The following is a 15,327-nucleotide window of genomic DNA, read 5'->3' on the forward strand; positions in this document are numbered from 1 at the left end:
CATACTGGGCGTATTCGGGCGATCCGACAACGCAGCGAGGTGCCGTAGCTGTCGTCGTGCGCCCGCCGGGGATTACGGGACAGCCCTTAGGGCTTCTTGCACCCGCGGACTTTCTTGCGCCGACGGCGCCTTTACGCCGCGCCGCGCTGCAGGGCCTCACACACGGCCGTCGATTCCCGTACGCCCAGTTCAACCGCGCGGCCGCAGTGGGTGATCCAGGCCGCCATACCCTCCGGGGTCCCGGACAGATAGCCGTCGAACGCCTCGACGTACGCCGCGCTGCCGAGTTCGGCGTGCCCGACCTCCGCCGGGCAGATCGACTTCGGGTCGAGTCCGCTGCCGATCAGGACGATACGTTCCGCCGCCCGGGCGACCAGGCCGTTGGACGACGAGAAGGGGCGCAGGGCGAGCAGTTCACCGTGCACCACCGCGGCCATCACCAGAGCGGGAGCCGAACTGCCCGCGAGGATGAGCCCGGAGAGCCCCTCCAGACGCCCGGCCACCTCGTCCGCATCCGGAAGAGGCGCCTCGATGAGCGGCTCGTCGACCGCCTCCCCGGCGAGCCGGGGCCTGCCGACCGTCTCGTCGGGCGCGGCGCCGCCCTCCGCGACCAGATGCAGCCGGGCCAGCACCCGCAGCGGCGACTGCCGCCAGATGGACAGCAACTGGCCCGCTTCGGCGGTCAGCCGGAGCGCCGCTCCGACGGTACGGGCCTCCTCCTCGCTCCCGAAGTCCGTGCGCCTGCGCACTTCCTCCAGCGCCCAGTCGGCGCCCGAGAGCGCCGCGGAGGCGCGGGCTCCGCGCAGCGCGGCCTCCGAGGTGACCTCGGTGCTGCGGCGCCGCATGACGCGGTGCCCGTAGACCCGGTCCACAGCCTTGCGCACGGCGTCCACGGCATGCGCGACCCCGGGAAGAGCACCCAGCGCGGCCAAGGGGTCAGAGGCGTTCGTACTCATAAGTAGGGAGGCTACGCGCACCCGGCGCCCGCCCCACCTTGGAGTGGTCTTCTTCACCCACTCCGGACACGGCACGCGATCGATCCATTACCGTTGGTGAACATGAAGATCGCTTTCGTAGGGAAGGGCGGCAGCGGCAAGACCACGCTGTCCTCGCTCTTCATCCGCCACCTTGCCGCGCGGCAGGCCCCTGTCGTCGCGGTGGACGCCGACATCAACCAGCACCTGGGCGTGGCGCTCGGCCTCGACGAGGACGAGGCCGCGGCGCTGCCCGCGATGGGCGCGCAGCTGCCGCTCATCAAGGACTATCTGCGCGGCAGCAATCCGCGCATCGCCTCCGCCGAGACGATGATCAAGACGACGCCTCCGGGCGAGGGCTCGCGACTGCTGCGCGTACGTGAGGAGAATCCGGTCTACGAGGCCTGCGCGCGGAGCGTACGGCTGGACGACGGCGAGATCCGGCTGATGGCGACCGGCCCGTTCACCGAGTCGGATCTCGGAGTGGCCTGCTACCACTCGAAGGTCGGGGCGGTGGAGCTCTGCCTCAATCACCTCGTCGACGGGGCGGACGAGTACGTCGTGGTCGACATGACAGCCGGCTCGGACTCCTTCGCCTCCGGGATGTTCACCCGCTTCGACATGACGTTTCTCGTCGCCGAGCCGACACGCAAGGGCGTTTCCGTCTACCGCCAGTACAAGGAGTACGCACGGGACTTCGGCGTCGCGCTGAAGGTCGTCGGCAACAAGGTGCAGGGCCCGGACGATCTGGACTTCCTGCGCGACGAAGTGGGCGACGACCTGCTCGTCAGCGTCGGGCACTCCGACTGGGTGCGGGCGCTGGAGAAAGGCCGTCCACTCCACTTCGAGCACCTTGAAGAGCCCAACCGGGCCGCATTGTGCACGCTGCGGCAGGCGGCGGACGCGTCGTACGCCCGTCGCGACTGGGAGCGCTACACACGCCAGATGGTGCACTTCCATCTGAAGAACGCGGAGAGTTGGGGCAATGCGAAGACGGGGGCCGATCTGGCCGCGCAGATCGACCCCGCCTTCGTGCTCGGGGAACAGGCCGCGAAGGTCAGCGCCCCGCAGCCGGCCTGATCACGGCCGGTCCGTCCAGCGCCGGAGCCACGGGGCCGGCCCCCTGCCCCGCTCAGCCCTGCCCCGTCCAGCACCGGTCGGTTCAGCCCTGCCCCGTCGCGGACCGGCCGCACCAGGCGCGGGCTGCTCGCAGCCGCCCCGCCCGGGCCCATCACGCCGGCCCGGGCGGACCCGGCCGACCCGGCCGACCCGGCCGACCCTGCGGGCCCTGCGGGCCCGGCGGGCCCGGCGGACTTGGCGGGGTTGGCGGGGTTGGCGCGCTGGACGGCCATGAAGGCCTCCCAGCCGCGCACCGAACGTGCCCTGTCGGGGCCGACCGGAGCCGTTGGTGCCGGTACACCCAGCGAGCCCCACAACGAGCGCCGCCGTGGCGACCGCGCCGAGGACTGCCCTTCCTCTGGTGGCCGGCACCCCTCCACCCACTTCCGCCGTGCGATTTGCCACCTATACACCGATACGACTGAAGACGTGAACGAACCCGCATCGTCGGCGACGAGGGAGCCTGTGGACATATCGAGCCGGAATGATTAATCACCAACATGGGTGAATGGATGCCCCATTTGCCCTGAAAATCATGCCGCTCTCTTTACTCTGCATTACGGTTCATTTACCGAGCGTTGAGACTACGGAGCTGAGCCCGCGCCGAGTCCCGGCTCCGAACTCGAGAATCCCGCCGCTGTACGCCGTGACCCACGGCCGCGTCCCCCACATTCCGCGACCGCGCTGCCCCGGAGGAGACGGGAACCATGTCCGCCTGCGACTTTTCCTGCACGCCACCGACGCCCCCCTCGACCCCCTCGACCGGCTTGACCGGCTTGAGCCCCTCCACCGGCTTGAGCCGGATGCGCCGGGTGACCCGCACCGTCCGCGCCATCCGCACGACCCGTACAACCGGCACCCCACGTCTCCAGCGCCCCCACAGCCCGCCGCGGCCGGCGGAGCCATCGGCCGGCGGTCACCGGCCCCGGCGCGGCCCCGGCAGAGGTTTCCGGATCGCGCCCGCCGACCTGTCCGCCTCGATCAGCGTCTTTCTGATCGCGCTGCCGCTCTCGCTCGGCATCGCCCTGGCCACCGGCGCACCGCTCCAGGCAGGCCTCGTGGCAGCCGCCGTCGGCGGGATCGTCGCGGGACTGTTCGGTGGGTCCCCGCTCCAGGTCAGCGGGCCCGCTGCCGGGCTCACCGTGGTCACGGCCGACGTGATCCAGCGGTACGGCTGGCGCACCACCTGTGCCATCACCGTGCTGGCCGGACTCACCCAACTCGCCCTGTCCGCTCTCCGGGTGGCCCGCTCGGCCCTCGCCGTCAGCCCGGCGATCGTGCACGGCATGCTGGCCGGCATCGGCATCACGATCGCGCTGGCACAACTCCACATCGTTCTCGGCGGCACCCCACAGAGTTCCGCGGTCGCCAACGTCCTGGGCCTTCCGGACCAGTTGGCCGCACTCCACCCCGCTGCGCTCTCGGTCAGCGTCCTGACCATCGCCATGCTGCTCGCGTGGCCACGCATCCCGGGGCGCACCGGCCGGATCGTACGGAAGATCCCGGCCGCACTCGCCTCGGTCATCGCCGCGACCGCCCTGGCCGCGCTCGCCGGGCTGACCGTTGCCCGTGTCGATCTGCCGTCCTGGCGCAGCCACGCCCTGCCCGAGCTTCCCGACGGACCGGTGCTCGGCCTCCTCGCCGCCGTCCTGACCATCACCCTGGTGGGGAGCGTCGAGTCGCTGCTCTCCGCCGTCGCCGTCGACAAGCTGGTCGCTGCCCGCAAGAATCCCGAGGTCCGTGTCCCCCGCGCAAACCTCGACCGCGAGCTGACCGGCCAGGGCGCGGCGAACGTGGTCTCCGGCGCGCTCGGCGGGCTGCCGATCACCGGTGTCGCCGTGCGCAGCTCCGCCAATGTGTCGGCCGGTGGCGTGAGCCGTCACGCCACCATGCTCCACGGCCTGTGGATCGCGGTCGCCGCGCTGCTGCTCGTGCCCGTTCTCGATCTGATCCCCCTGGCCGCGCTCGCCGCGCTGGTGATGGTCATCGGCATCCAGATGGTCAACATCACGCATCTGCGCAGCGTGCGGCGGAACCGCGAAATGCTGGTGTACGTGGCGACGATGACCGCCGTCGTACTCACCGGCGTGCTGGAAGGCGTGGCCATCGGGATCGCGATGGCGGTCGCGGTCGCACTGCACCGGCTGACCAGGACCCGGATCACGATGGAGGTGCGCGAAGGGGTGCACCGGCTGCGGGTGCGGGGCCAGTTGACGTTCCTGGCCGTGCCGCGGCTGAGCCGGATGCTGAATCAGGTGCCCCATGACGCCGACACCGTCGTGGAGCTGGACGGCTCGTTCATGGACCACGCTGCCTACGAGGCGCTGCACGACTGGCAGGCGGCTCATGAAGCACAGGGCGGCACGGTCGAGTTCACCGGCCGCTCCGGAGGCCGGATCGCCGAGCCGGCATCGGAATCGCACGCCTGCTGCAGGCCCTGGACGCCCTGGCGCAACCACCACTGCGGAGAGCACCCCACCGCGGGGCCCGAGCAGCGGCCGGGGGCGCACGGTCACCAACTGGCCAGCGGACTCAGCTCCTTCCAGCGCAATACGGCGCCGCTGGTGCGCGACGAGCTCGCGCGGCTGGCCCGGGAAGGCCAGAGCCCCTCCCAGCTCTTTCTGACCTGTGCGGACTCCCGGCTGGTCACGAGCATGATCACGGCGAGTGGTCCGGGAGATCTGTTCACCGTACGGAACGTGGGGAATCTGGTACCCCTGCCGGGCGAGGAGAGCGGGGACGATTCCGTCGCAGCGGCGATCGACTACGCAGTGAACATCCTCCAGGTGGAGTCGATCACGATCTGCGGCCACTCCGGTTGCGGCGCGATGCAGGCTCTGCTGACCGGCCCGCCCGACGACAACGACGCGCAGACCCCGCTTCGGCGCTGGCTGCGGCACGGCCGGCCCAGTCTTGAGCGGATGAGGTCCCGGCACCACTCCTGGGCCAGGATCTCCGGGCGGCTGCCCGCCGATGCGGTGGAGCAGTTGTGTCTCACCAATGTGGTCCAGCAACTGGAGCATCTTCGAGCGCACGAGGCGGTGGCGCGGCGGCTCGCCGAGGGCACGCTGCAGCTGCACGGGATGTACTTCCACGTCGGCGAAGCCCAGGCGTATCTGCTGGCGGACGGTGAGGGGGCCGACCGTATCGACGAGGTCTTCGACCGGGTCGCCCCCGGCCCGCCGGAGGCGAAGCACACACCCGCCCGGACGGGCGCGGCCTGAACCGACCGGCCGCGGCATACGTGAGAAAGAGTGGCCCCTTCTCCCCACCGCCCGGGGAGAGGGGGCCGCTGTCCCGTGGCGCAGCCGGGCCGACCCGGCCGACCGCGCCCCGCTGCCATCACCCCGTCGCCATCACACCGCCGCCATCGCCGCGTCGTCATCACCGCGTCGTCATCACCCCCGCCCCCACACCTCGCCCGAGACAAGCCGCACGTACAGACCCTGAACCACATAGGTCTAAACCAATTTCCTGAAGACTCTTGTCACCTGGCCCTCTGGCTGATGAGCTATGGCCTGGGACACATAGGCACATAGGACGCCCTGGGAAAGGGAGATGTCGTGAGCAACGAAAGCCTGGCCAACCTCTTGAAGGAAGAGCGGCGGTTCGCGCCGCCGGCCGAGCTGGCCGCGCACGCCAATGTCACGGCTGCGGCGTACGAGCAGGCCGAGGCGGACAGGCTTGGCTTCTGGGCCGAGCAGGCGCGGCGCCTGACCTGGGCCACCGAGCCGACCGAGATCCTGGACTGGTCGAACCCGCCCTTTGCGAAGTGGTTCGCCGACGGCAAGCTCAATGTCGCGTACAACTGCGTGGACCGGCATGTCGAGGCGGGCCTCGGCGATCGCGTCGCCATTCACTTCGAGGGCGAGCCGGGCGACAGCCGGGCCCTGACCTATGCCGAGCTCAAGGACGAGGTGTCCAGGGCGGCCAACGCCCTGACCGAGCTGGGCGTCACCAAGGGCGACCGGGTGGCCGTGTATCTGCCCATGATCCCCGAGGCCGTCGTCGCGATGCTGGCCTGCGCCCGGATCGGCGCCGCGCACTCGGTGGTCTTCGGCGGCTTCTCCGCCGACGCCATCGCCACCCGCATCGAGGACGCCGACGCCAAGCTCGTCATCACCGCCGACGGCGGCTACCGGCGCGGCAAGCCCTCCGCGCTCAAGCCCGCCGTCGACGAGGCCATCAACCGGGTGGACCGCGTGCAGCACGTTCTCGTCGTGCGCCGCACGGGCCAGGACGTGGCATGGACCGAGGGCCGGGATGTGTGGTGGCACGACATCGTCGGCCGCCAGCCGGCCGAGCACACCCCCGAGGCGTTCGAGGCCGAGCACCCGCTCTTCATCCTCTACACCTCCGGCACGACGGGTAAGCCGAAGGGCATCCTGCACACGTCGGGCGGCTACCTCACCCAGGCGGCCTACACCCACCACGCCGTCTTCGACCTCAAGCCCGAAACCGACGTCTACTGGTGCACCGCCGACATCGGCTGGGTGACCGGCCACTCCTACATCACCTACGGACCGCTGGCCAACGGCGCGACACAGGTGATGTACGAGGGCACCCCCGACACCCCCCACCAGGGCCGGTTCTGGGAGATCGTGCAGAAGTACGGCGTCACGATCCTCTACACCGCGCCGACCGCGATCCGTACCTTCATGAAGTGGGGAGACGACATCCCCGCCAAGTTCGACCTGACGAGCCTGCGCCTGCTCGGCTCGGTCGGTGAGCCGATCAACCCCGAGGCCTGGATCTGGTACCGGGAGCACATCGGCGCCGGCAAGACCCCGATCGTGGACACCTGGTGGCAGACCGAGACCGGCGCGATGATGATCTCACCGCTGCCCGGCGTCACCGAGACCAAGCCGGGCTCCGCCCAGCGCCCGCTGCCCGGCATCAGCGCCACCGTCGTCGACGACGAAGCCCGCGAGGTACCCAACGGCGGCGGCGGCTACCTCGTCCTGACCGAGCCCTGGCCATCGATGCTGCGCACCATCTGGGGCGACGACCAGCGCTTCATCGACACCTACTGGTCCCGCTTCGAAGGCAAGTACTTCGCGGGCGACGGCGCGAAGAAGGACGACGACGGCGACATCTGGCTGCTCGGCCGCGTCGACGACGTCATGCTCGTCTCCGGGCACAACATCTCCACCACCGAGGTCGAGTCCGCGCTCGTCTCCCACCCCAAGGTCGCCGAGGCAGCCGTCGTCGGCGCGGCCGACGAGACCACCGGCCAGGCCATCGTGGCGTTCGTGATCCTGCGCGGCACAGCCGCGGCGGACGCCGACGACGCGGCCCTCGTCACGGAACTGCGCAACCACGTCGGCACCACACTCGGCCCCATCGCCAAACCCAAGCGGATCCTGCCGGTGACCGAACTGCCCAAGACCCGCTCCGGCAAGATCATGCGCCGCCTGCTCCGCGACGTCGCGGAGAACCGCCAACTCGGCGACGTCACCACCCTCACCGACTCCTCGGTGATGGACCTCATCCAGTCCAAACTGCCGACGGCGGCCTCGGAGGACTGAGGTCCGCTCCTGTCGGAGGGCTGAGGTCCACTCCCGCTGGAGGACTGAGGTCCGTTTCCGCACACTGCCTGGGGCACCCGGAAGCAACGCGCCGGGTGCCCCTTTTGCGCATAATCTGAAGATCGCCGGACACCCCGTTGCGCGCCTGGACATGTTCTTAGGTAAAGTAATTACTCGCATCAATGACACGACAAAGACGCGACAAGAAAACTTAGGTGTGCCGGGAAGTCTGGTCGGCATGTGCTCAGTCATGCCCACCCGACCGGAGGTCCCCGCTCGTGGCCGCGCCCACCACTCCCCGTAAGTTCCTCGGACGCCTCTCACTCCCCGAGCGGACGTTCGTGGCGGACGCCCTGCGCACCGAGACCGTCGGCGGCATCCTGCTGCTCGTCGCCACAGTCGCCGCACTCATCTGGGCGAACACGCCCCTGGGTCGCAGTTACGAAGCCGTGAGCGACTTCCACTTCGGCCCCGCATCGCTCGGCCTCGACCTGTCCGTTCAGCACTGGGCGGCCGACGGACTGCTCGCCATCTTCTTCTTCGTCGCAGGCATCGAGCTCAAGCGTGAGCTGGTCGCGGGCGAGCTGCGCGACCCCAAGGCAGCAGCCCTGCCGGTCATCGCCGCGATCTGCGGCATGGCCGCGCCCGCCGTCGTCTACGCGCTGGTCAACGCCGCAGGCGGCGGGTCCCTCGCCGGCTGGGCGGTGCCCACCGCCACCGACATCGCCTTCGCGCTCGCCGTCCTCGCGGTCATCGGCACCTCGCTGCCGTCCGCGATACGCGCGTTCCTGCTCACCCTCGCGGTCGTCGACGACCTGTTCGCGATCCTGATCATCGCGGTCTTCTTCACCAACGACCTGGACTTCGCCGCGCTCGGCGGCGCGGTCGTCGGACTCGGCGTCTTCTGGCTTCTGCTGCGCAAGCGCGTACGCGGCTGGTACGTGTACATCCCGCTGGCCCTCGTCATCTGGGGCCTGATGTACAACAGCGGCGTCCACGCCACCATCGCCGGTGTCGCGATGGGCCTGATGCTGCGCTGCCACCACGAGGAGGGCGAGGAGCACTCCCCCGGCGAGCACATCGAGCATCTCGTACGGCCCATCTCCGCCGGTCTCGCCGTGCCGCTGTTCGCACTGTTCTCGGCCGGAGTGAGCGTTTCCGGCAGCGCCCTCCGGGACGTCTTCACCAGGCCCGAGACCCTGGGTGTCGTGCTCGGCCTGGTGGTCGGCAAGGCGGTCGGCATCTTCGGCGGCACCTGGCTCGCCGCGCGCTTCACCAAGGCCGAGCTCAACGAGGATCTGGCCTGGCCGGACGTCTTCGCCGTGGCCTCGCTCGCCGGGATCGGCTTCACCGTGTCCCTGCTCATCGGCGAGCTGGCCTTCGCCGGGAACGCGACACTGACGGACGAGGTCAAGGCCGCGGTACTGCTGGGCTCGTTCATCGCCGCCGTGTTCGCCGCCGTGCTGCTGAAACTTCGGGTACGCACGTACCAGGCGCTGTACGAGGAGGAGGAGCGCGACGACGACCGCGACGGCATTCCCGACGTGTACGAGCAGCACAACCCGGAGTACCACCTTCGGATGGCCGCGATCTACGAGGAGAAGGCCGCGGAGCATCGACGCAAGGCGGAAGTCGCGGGGGCGTCGCGCAGTGACGGCGACAGTCCGGCATGATCTGACAACGGATCCGAAGCAGAGATGAGGGAGTCACCGATGAGCGACCCCGGCAGCAGCGCAGCCACCGCCGTCGAAGCCGCGGGCGACGCGGTCGGGCCGGTCCGGCTGGCGGGCGCCGACCGGACCGTCGGACAACTGGTCGCGACGGCGACCGCCGAGATGTCCGCACTGGTGCACGACGAGATCGCGCTCGCCAAGGCCGAGATCCGGCAGGACGTGAAGCGCGGCGTCACGGGCGGCGCGGCCATAAGCGTCGCGGGCGTCCTGGCGCTGTTCTCGCTGCCGGTGCTGAGCTTCGCCGCCGCCTACGGGATCCACAATCTGGGCCTCGGGCTCGCCTGGTCGTTCCTGATCGTGGGCGTGGCGTTCCTGCTGCTCGCGGGGCTGCTCGCGCTGATCGCCAGGTCCAAGTTCAAGAACGTCAAGCCGCCGGAGAGGTCCATCGCCTCGGCCAAGCAGACCGCTGCCGTGCTGCAGAACGTGAAGCCGCACCCTCGTAAGACCGAGGACTCGGCCGCTCCTGTGGCACGCTCATCCGCATGACGGCCTCTGATACGCCATCCGTCCGCAACGGAAACGGCAGCGGAAACGGCAACAGCAACGGCAGCCCCGTCCGGATCGATGGCCCCTGGACCCACCGCGACGTGGCGGCCAATGGTGCGCGCTTCCATATCGCGGAGATGGGCGACGGGCCGCTGGTACTGCTGCTGCACGGTTTCCCGCAGTTCTGGTGGACGTGGCGGCATCAGCTGACCGCGCTCGCCGACGCGGGGTTCCGTGCGGTGGCGATGGATCTGCGGGGCGTGGGCGGCAGCGACCGTACGCCCCGGGGCTACGACCCCGCGAACCTCGCGCTCGACATCACCGGCGTCGTACGGTCCCTCGGCGAGCCGGACGCGGCGCTCGTCGGCCACGACCTGGGCGGGTACCTCGCCTGGACCGCGGCGGTGATGCGCCCCAAGCTGGTGCGCCGGCTCGCGGTCTCCTCGATGCCGCATCCTCGCCGCTGGCGGTCCTCGATGCTCGGCGACTTCGCGCAGAGCCGCGCCGGGTCGTACGTCTGGAGCTTCCAGCGGCCGTGGCTGCCGGAGCGTCAGCTGGTCGCGGACGACGCGGCCTTGGTGGGCCGGCTGATCCAGGAATGGTCGGGTCCGCAGCCGCCCGAGGACGAGGCGCTGGACGTGTACCGGCGGGCCATGTGCATCCCGTCGACGGCGCACTGCTCGATCGAGCCGTACCGGTGGATGGTGCGGTCGATGGCCCGTCCGGACGGCATCCAGTTCAACCGCCGCATGAAGCGGCCGGTACGGGTACCGACGCTCCATCTGCACGGCTCACTGGACCCGGCGATGCGCACCCGCAGCGCGGCGGGCTCGGGCGAGTACGTCGAAGCGCCCTACCGCTGGCGCCTCTTCGACGGCCTGGGGCACTTCCCGCATGAGGAGGACCCCACGGCGTTCTCCAACGAGCTCATCAGCTGGCTCAAAGACCCCGAACCGGACCGATAACCCACCCAGAAACGAAACAAGCAACCCCCCGCACCACCCCACTGCCGGGGGTCCGGGGGTCGGCCCCCGGGACAACACAGCCCGCATGAGGAGGACCCGATGGCGTTCTCCAACGAGCTCATCAGCCGGCTCAAAGACCCCGAACCGGACCGATAAGGGGTCGGCCCCCGGGAACGGGTGTGCGGCGAACGGGGATTGCCCGGCGCATAGGCCAATTGGCGGGCCCCGATGCGGTTACCGACCTTGGGGCACGGGCACACGTCGGGGTATGGGCTGGACGCACGACTACGGTGACACAGCACGCGACTCACGCTCGGCCGCAGCGCCGATCACATACGAGAGGGGTGGCCCGCAAGGGCGGGGTCATGATCCCCGACTCGGGATCCCCCGTATCCTCCGCCGCCGGGCCCGCTGGGTCTCGGCGCGGCTGCGCCATCCTCGCGGCTGACGTCCCGCTACGGCGTCACAGCGCGCATTCCTGACTGTCGACCTCCTGGTTGGCGGCGCGGCCCTGCGTGATGTCGTCGCGGATCTCATCCGACGTCAGCGCATAACCGGTGCTGGCGTCGTCCAGCGACCGGGCGAAGATCACGCCGTACACCCGGCCGTCGGTGGTGAGGAGCGGGCCGCCGGAATTGCCCTGGCGGACCGTCGCGAACAGCGAGTACACATCGCGGCGCACCTCACCGCGGCGGTAGATGTCGGGGCCGTTGGCGTCGATACGGCCGCGGACGCGCGCGGAGCGTACGTCGTACGAGCCGTTCTCCGGGAAGCCGGCGACGATCGCGCCGTCGCCGGTGCGGGCATCGGTCTCGGTGAACTGGAGCGGCGTTGCCTTGAGGTCCGGGACGTCCAGTACGGCGATGTCGCGCTTCCAGTCGTAGAGGACGACCTTGGCGTCGTACAGCCGGCCCTGGCCGCCTATCTGCACGGTCGGCTCGTCGACACCGCCGACGACGTGCGCGTTGGTCATGACGCGGCGCGGGGCGAAGACGAAGCCGGTGCCTTCGAGGACCTTGTTGCAGCGCGGGGCCGTGCCGACGACCTTGACGATGGACCGCTGCGCGCGGGCCGCGACCGGACTGTTGACGAGCGCCGGGTCGGGGGCTCTGACCTCGGTGATGGGCTCGTTGGCGAAGGGGCTGAAGACCTGCGGGAAGCCGTTCTGCGCGAGGACCGCGGAGAAGTCGGTGAACCACGTGGACGCCTGACTCGGCATCACCCGCGACACTCCGAGTAGCACCTTGGAGTTACGGACTTCCTTGCCGAGCGTCGGCAGCGACGTGCCCGCGAGGGCGGAGCCGATCAGCCACGCGACGAGCAGCATCGCGACGACGTTGACGAGCGCGCCGCCCGTGGCGTCGAGGGCGCGCGCCGGTGACCACGTGATGTAGCGCCTGAGCTTGTTGCCCAGGTGGGTGGTGAAGGCCTGCCCGACGGAGGCGAAGACGATCACGACCACGACGAAGACGATCACCGCGGTCGTGGAGACCTCGCTCTCGCCCGTCATCCGGTCCCAGAGGAACGGGAGCAGATAGACGGCGACGAGTCCGCCCCCGAGGAAGCCGGTCACCGACAGGATGCCGACGACGAAGCCCTGGCGATAGCCGACGATCGCGAACCACACGGCGGCGACCAGCAGCAGGATGTCCAGCACGTTCACCGTCTTTAGCCTCGCAGATTCGTCGTCCGGCACTCCGTCCGGCTGGGGGTATCGGGGGTCCCGGATTCACACTCCGGGTGACCGGAGCACGTGAGCCACGGTCTCATGAGCGCCACTCGAGCGGGACCTGCTTCGCCCGGTCCCATGGTCGCTCCCAGCCCGCGAAGTGGAGGATGCGGTCGATCACACCGGCGGTAAAACCCCAGACCAGAGCCGATTCGACCAGAAATGCCGGACCACGGTGGCCGCTGGGATGGACGGTCGTCGCACGGTTGGCCGGGTCCGTGAGATCCGCCACGGGGACCGTGAAGACCCGGGCGGTCTCGGCGGGGTCGACCGCGGCGACGGGGCTCGGATCGCGCCACCAGCCGAGGACGGGGGTCACGACGAAGCCGCTCACGGGGATGTAGAGCCGGGGCAGCACCCCGAAGATCTGGACGCCTGCCGGGTCCAGGCCGGTCTCCTCCTGGGCCTCGCGGAGGGCGGCCCGGAGCGGGCCGGTGGTGGCGGGGTCGCCGTCCTCGGGGTCGAGGGCGCCGCCGGGGAAGGAAGGCTGTCCGGCGTGCGACCGGAGGCTGCCGGCTCGCTCCATGAGCAGCAGCTCGGGGCCTTGGGCACCATCCCCGAAGAGGATGAGCACGGCGGACTGGCGGCCTCCGCCACTCGCGGGCGGCAGGAACCGGCTGAGCTGCTCGGGGGCGACGGTCCTGGCGGCCCGCTCGACCGGCGCGAGCCACTCGGGCAGCCCGTCGCCGGTCACGGCCATGTCGCCGTCGTACGTCTCATCCGTGCGTGTCATGGGCACCCCCGTCGTGTGCAACGCCTGCGGCGGCCGTGCTGGTTCCACCCGTCACGGAAAAGATCGCGGGACCGGCCGTCCCGCTTCTGCCCCGGCCGGGGCAGGGACGGGGCGGCAGCGGCCCACCGCGGGAGCGCGTCATGAGGCGCCCAGCGGGGGCGCGGGCTTGCCCGGGTAGTCGGGTGGTGGGTTGAGGCGCTGGCCCGGGTAGCCGCCGAGCTCGTACTTGAGGAGCTTCTTGGCCTTCTCCGGGTCGGTCTCGCCCTCGCCGTACGCAGGGCAGAGGTGCGTGATCGGGCAGGCGCCGCAGGCGGGCTTGCGGGCGTGGCAGATACGGCGGCCGTGGAAGATCACCCGGTGGGAGAGCATCGTCCACTCGCTCTTGGGGAAGATCTCGGCGATCTCCGCCTCGATCTTGACCGGGTCGTCCTGGTCCGTCCATTTCCAGCGGCGAGCGAGCCGCATGAAGTGGGTGTCGACGGTGATCCCCGGCACCCCGAACGCGTTGCCGAGCACCACGAAGGCCGTCTTGCGGCCCACGCCCGGCAGCGTGACCAGGTCCTTCAGCCGGCCCGGGACCTCGCCGCCGAAGTTGTCCCGGAGGGCCGTGGAGAGGCCGATCAGGGACTTCGCCTTGGCTCGGAAGAAGCCGGTGGGCCGGATGATCTCCTCCAGCTCCTCCGGCACGGCCGCGGCCATGTCCTCGGGCGTCGGGTACTTCGCGAACAGCGCGGGCGTCGTCTGGTTGACCCGCAGATCGGTCGTCTGGGCGGAGAGGACGGTCGCGACGAGCAGCTGGAAGGGGTTCTGGAAGTCGAGCTCCGGGTGGGCGTACGGATACACCTCGGCCAGCTCACGGTTGATCCGGCGGGCGCGGCGCACCATCGCCAGCCGCGACTCCGGCTTCGCCGGCGACTTCGACGGCGTCTTCACCGCAGGCTTCACCGCCGCCTTCGCCGAAGCCTTCGAGGTCTTCGCCGCGGAACTCCGCGCGGAACCCGCCGGCGTCTCCACCGCAGGCTTCACCGAGGCCTTCGAGGTCTTCGCACCCCTCGAAGCCGCCCCATTTGTCGCTTTTGCTTCTTTTGTCGGCATGGCCGAAACATGTTCGCCCACAGCGGAATTTTGCTCCCCAGACACTCTCCCGGCCCCCTTGGCCTGTGCTCTCACCGGCGAATTGGACACCCGGCCAGCCTAGAGGTCACCGCTGACATCCGCCCCGGCCGTGGCCGATCGCCACCCGAATCGGCCCCTGCCGCACAGCCGTACACGCCCGTGCGTCAAACTTGTGTTGGACCCTTGTGATCGATCGCACTGTTTTGGTGTGCGGCATCATGGGGACCACCGTCCCCTGAGCAGGTCGACAAGGAGAGAACTCGTGGACGACGTTCTGCGGCGCGCCCCGCTCTTCGCGGCGCTCGATGACGAGCAGGCCGCGGAGCTCCGCGCCTCGATGAGTGAAGTGACGCTCGCCCGCGGCGACGCGCTCTTCCACGAGGGTGACCCCGGCGACCGCCTGTACGTGGTCACCGAGGGCAAGGTCAAGCTTCACCGCACCTCCCCCGACGGCCGCGAGAACATGCTTGCGGTGCTCGGCCCCGGCGAGCTGATCGGTGAGCTGTCCCTCTTCGACCCGGGCCCGCGCACGGCGACCGCCACCGCGCTCACCGAGGTCAAGCTGCTGGGCCTGGGTCACGGCGACCTCCAGCCCTGGCTGAACGCACGCCCCGAGGTGGCCACCGCCTTGCTGCGCGCGGTTGCCCGCCGGCTCCGCAAGACCAACGACCAGATGTCCGACCTGGTCTTCTCCGACGTACCGGGCCGTGTCGCCCGCGCACTCCTCGACCTGTCGCGCCGCTTCGGCGTGCAGTCGGAGGAGGGCATCCACGTCGTGCACGACCTGACCCAGGAGGAGCTGGCCCAGCTGGTCGGCGCCTCCCGCGAGACCGTCAACAAGGCGCTCGCCGACTTCGCGCAGCGCGGCTGGCTGCGGCTGGAGGCGCGGGCCGTGATCCTGCTGGACGTGGAGCGGCTCGCCAAGCGTTCGCGCTAGTCGTACG

12 protein-coding genes are annotated in these 15,327 nt (G+C 70.1%); 8 read left to right on the forward strand and 4 right to left on the reverse strand.

What is annotated here, in order from left to right; genetic code table 11:
• Positions 1 to 131: 131 nt before the first annotated feature.
• A complete protein-coding gene (locus ACWGI8_RS23875) occupies positions 132 to 956 on the reverse strand; it encodes an oxidoreductase (protein WP_453663758.1) in 825 nt (274 codons plus the stop codon).
• Positions 957 to 1,058: 102 nt separating this feature from the next.
• Between ACWGI8_RS23875 and ACWGI8_RS23880 the strand changes: the two genes are divergently transcribed.
• The 7 genes from ACWGI8_RS23880 to ACWGI8_RS23910 all read left to right on the forward strand — a co-directional run bounded on the left by ACWGI8_RS23880 (position 1,059) and on the right by ACWGI8_RS23910 (position 11,253).
• Entirely contained in the window at positions 1,059 to 2,054 is a 996-nt protein-coding gene (locus ACWGI8_RS23880) for an ATP-binding protein (protein ID WP_453663760.1), read from the forward strand.
• An 842-nt stretch (positions 2,055 to 2,896) separates the two neighbouring features.
• A complete protein-coding gene (locus ACWGI8_RS23885) occupies positions 2,897 to 5,317 on the forward strand; it encodes a bifunctional SulP family inorganic anion transporter/carbonic anhydrase (protein WP_453663776.1) in 2,421 nt (806 codons plus the stop codon).
• Positions 5,318 to 5,656: 339 nt separating this feature from the next.
• A complete protein-coding gene (gene acs, locus ACWGI8_RS23890) occupies positions 5,657 to 7,621 on the forward strand; it encodes an acetate--CoA ligase (protein WP_453663762.1) in 1,965 nt (654 codons plus the stop codon).
• Positions 7,622 to 7,899: 278 nt separating this feature from the next.
• A complete protein-coding gene (nhaA, locus tag ACWGI8_RS23895) occupies positions 7,900 to 9,294 on the forward strand; it encodes a Na+/H+ antiporter NhaA (RefSeq protein WP_453663764.1) in 1,395 nt (464 codons plus the stop codon).
• A 39-nt stretch (positions 9,295 to 9,333) separates the two neighbouring features.
• On the forward strand, positions 9,334 to 9,840 hold the full coding sequence (locus ACWGI8_RS23900; protein WP_453663765.1) for a phage holin family protein: 507 nt from the start codon (positions 9,334 to 9,336) through the stop codon (positions 9,838 to 9,840).
• Positions 9,837 to 10,805 carry an alpha/beta fold hydrolase gene (locus ACWGI8_RS23905; protein WP_453663767.1) on the forward strand — a complete coding sequence of 323 codons (969 nt, stop codon included), beginning with the start codon at positions 9,837 to 9,839 and terminating at the stop codon, positions 10,803 to 10,805. The genes ACWGI8_RS23900 and ACWGI8_RS23905 overlap by 4 nt, the downstream gene beginning before the upstream one ends.
• Positions 10,806 to 11,073: 268 nt before the next feature.
• Positions 11,074 to 11,253: a hypothetical protein gene (locus tag ACWGI8_RS23910; RefSeq protein WP_453663769.1), complete on the forward strand. Its 180-nt coding sequence runs from the start codon at positions 11,074 to 11,076 to the stop codon at positions 11,251 to 11,253.
• Between the two features lie 15 nt (positions 11,254 to 11,268).
• Here ACWGI8_RS23910 and ACWGI8_RS23915 read toward each other — a convergent pair whose 3' ends face one another.
• From ACWGI8_RS23915 to nth, 3 genes are all read right to left on the reverse strand, one after another.
• Positions 11,269 to 12,468: a MarP family serine protease gene (locus ACWGI8_RS23915; RefSeq protein WP_453663771.1), complete on the reverse strand. Its 1,200-nt coding sequence runs from the start codon at positions 12,466 to 12,468 to the stop codon at positions 11,269 to 11,271.
• A gap of 103 nt (positions 12,469 to 12,571) precedes the next feature.
• The gene (locus tag ACWGI8_RS23920) at positions 12,572 to 13,267 is read right to left on the reverse strand and encodes an NUDIX hydrolase (RefSeq protein ID WP_453663772.1); all 696 of its coding nucleotides are present in this window, start codon (positions 13,265 to 13,267) and stop codon (positions 12,572 to 12,574) included.
• A gap of 138 nt (positions 13,268 to 13,405) precedes the next feature.
• Positions 13,406 to 14,452 (reverse strand): endonuclease III, encoded by a 1,047-nt coding sequence (nth, locus tag ACWGI8_RS23925; protein ID WP_453663774.1) that lies wholly within the window; start codon positions 14,450 to 14,452, stop codon positions 13,406 to 13,408.
• A gap of 193 nt (positions 14,453 to 14,645) precedes the next feature.
• Between nth and ACWGI8_RS23930 the strand changes: the two genes are divergently transcribed.
• Positions 14,646 to 15,320 carry a Crp/Fnr family transcriptional regulator gene (locus ACWGI8_RS23930; protein WP_017947815.1) on the forward strand — a complete coding sequence of 225 codons (675 nt, stop codon included), beginning with the start codon at positions 14,646 to 14,648 and terminating at the stop codon, positions 15,318 to 15,320.
• Positions 15,321 to 15,327: the final 7 nt, after the last annotated feature.

This window comes from Streptomyces sp. NPDC054841, assembly GCF_053611045.1.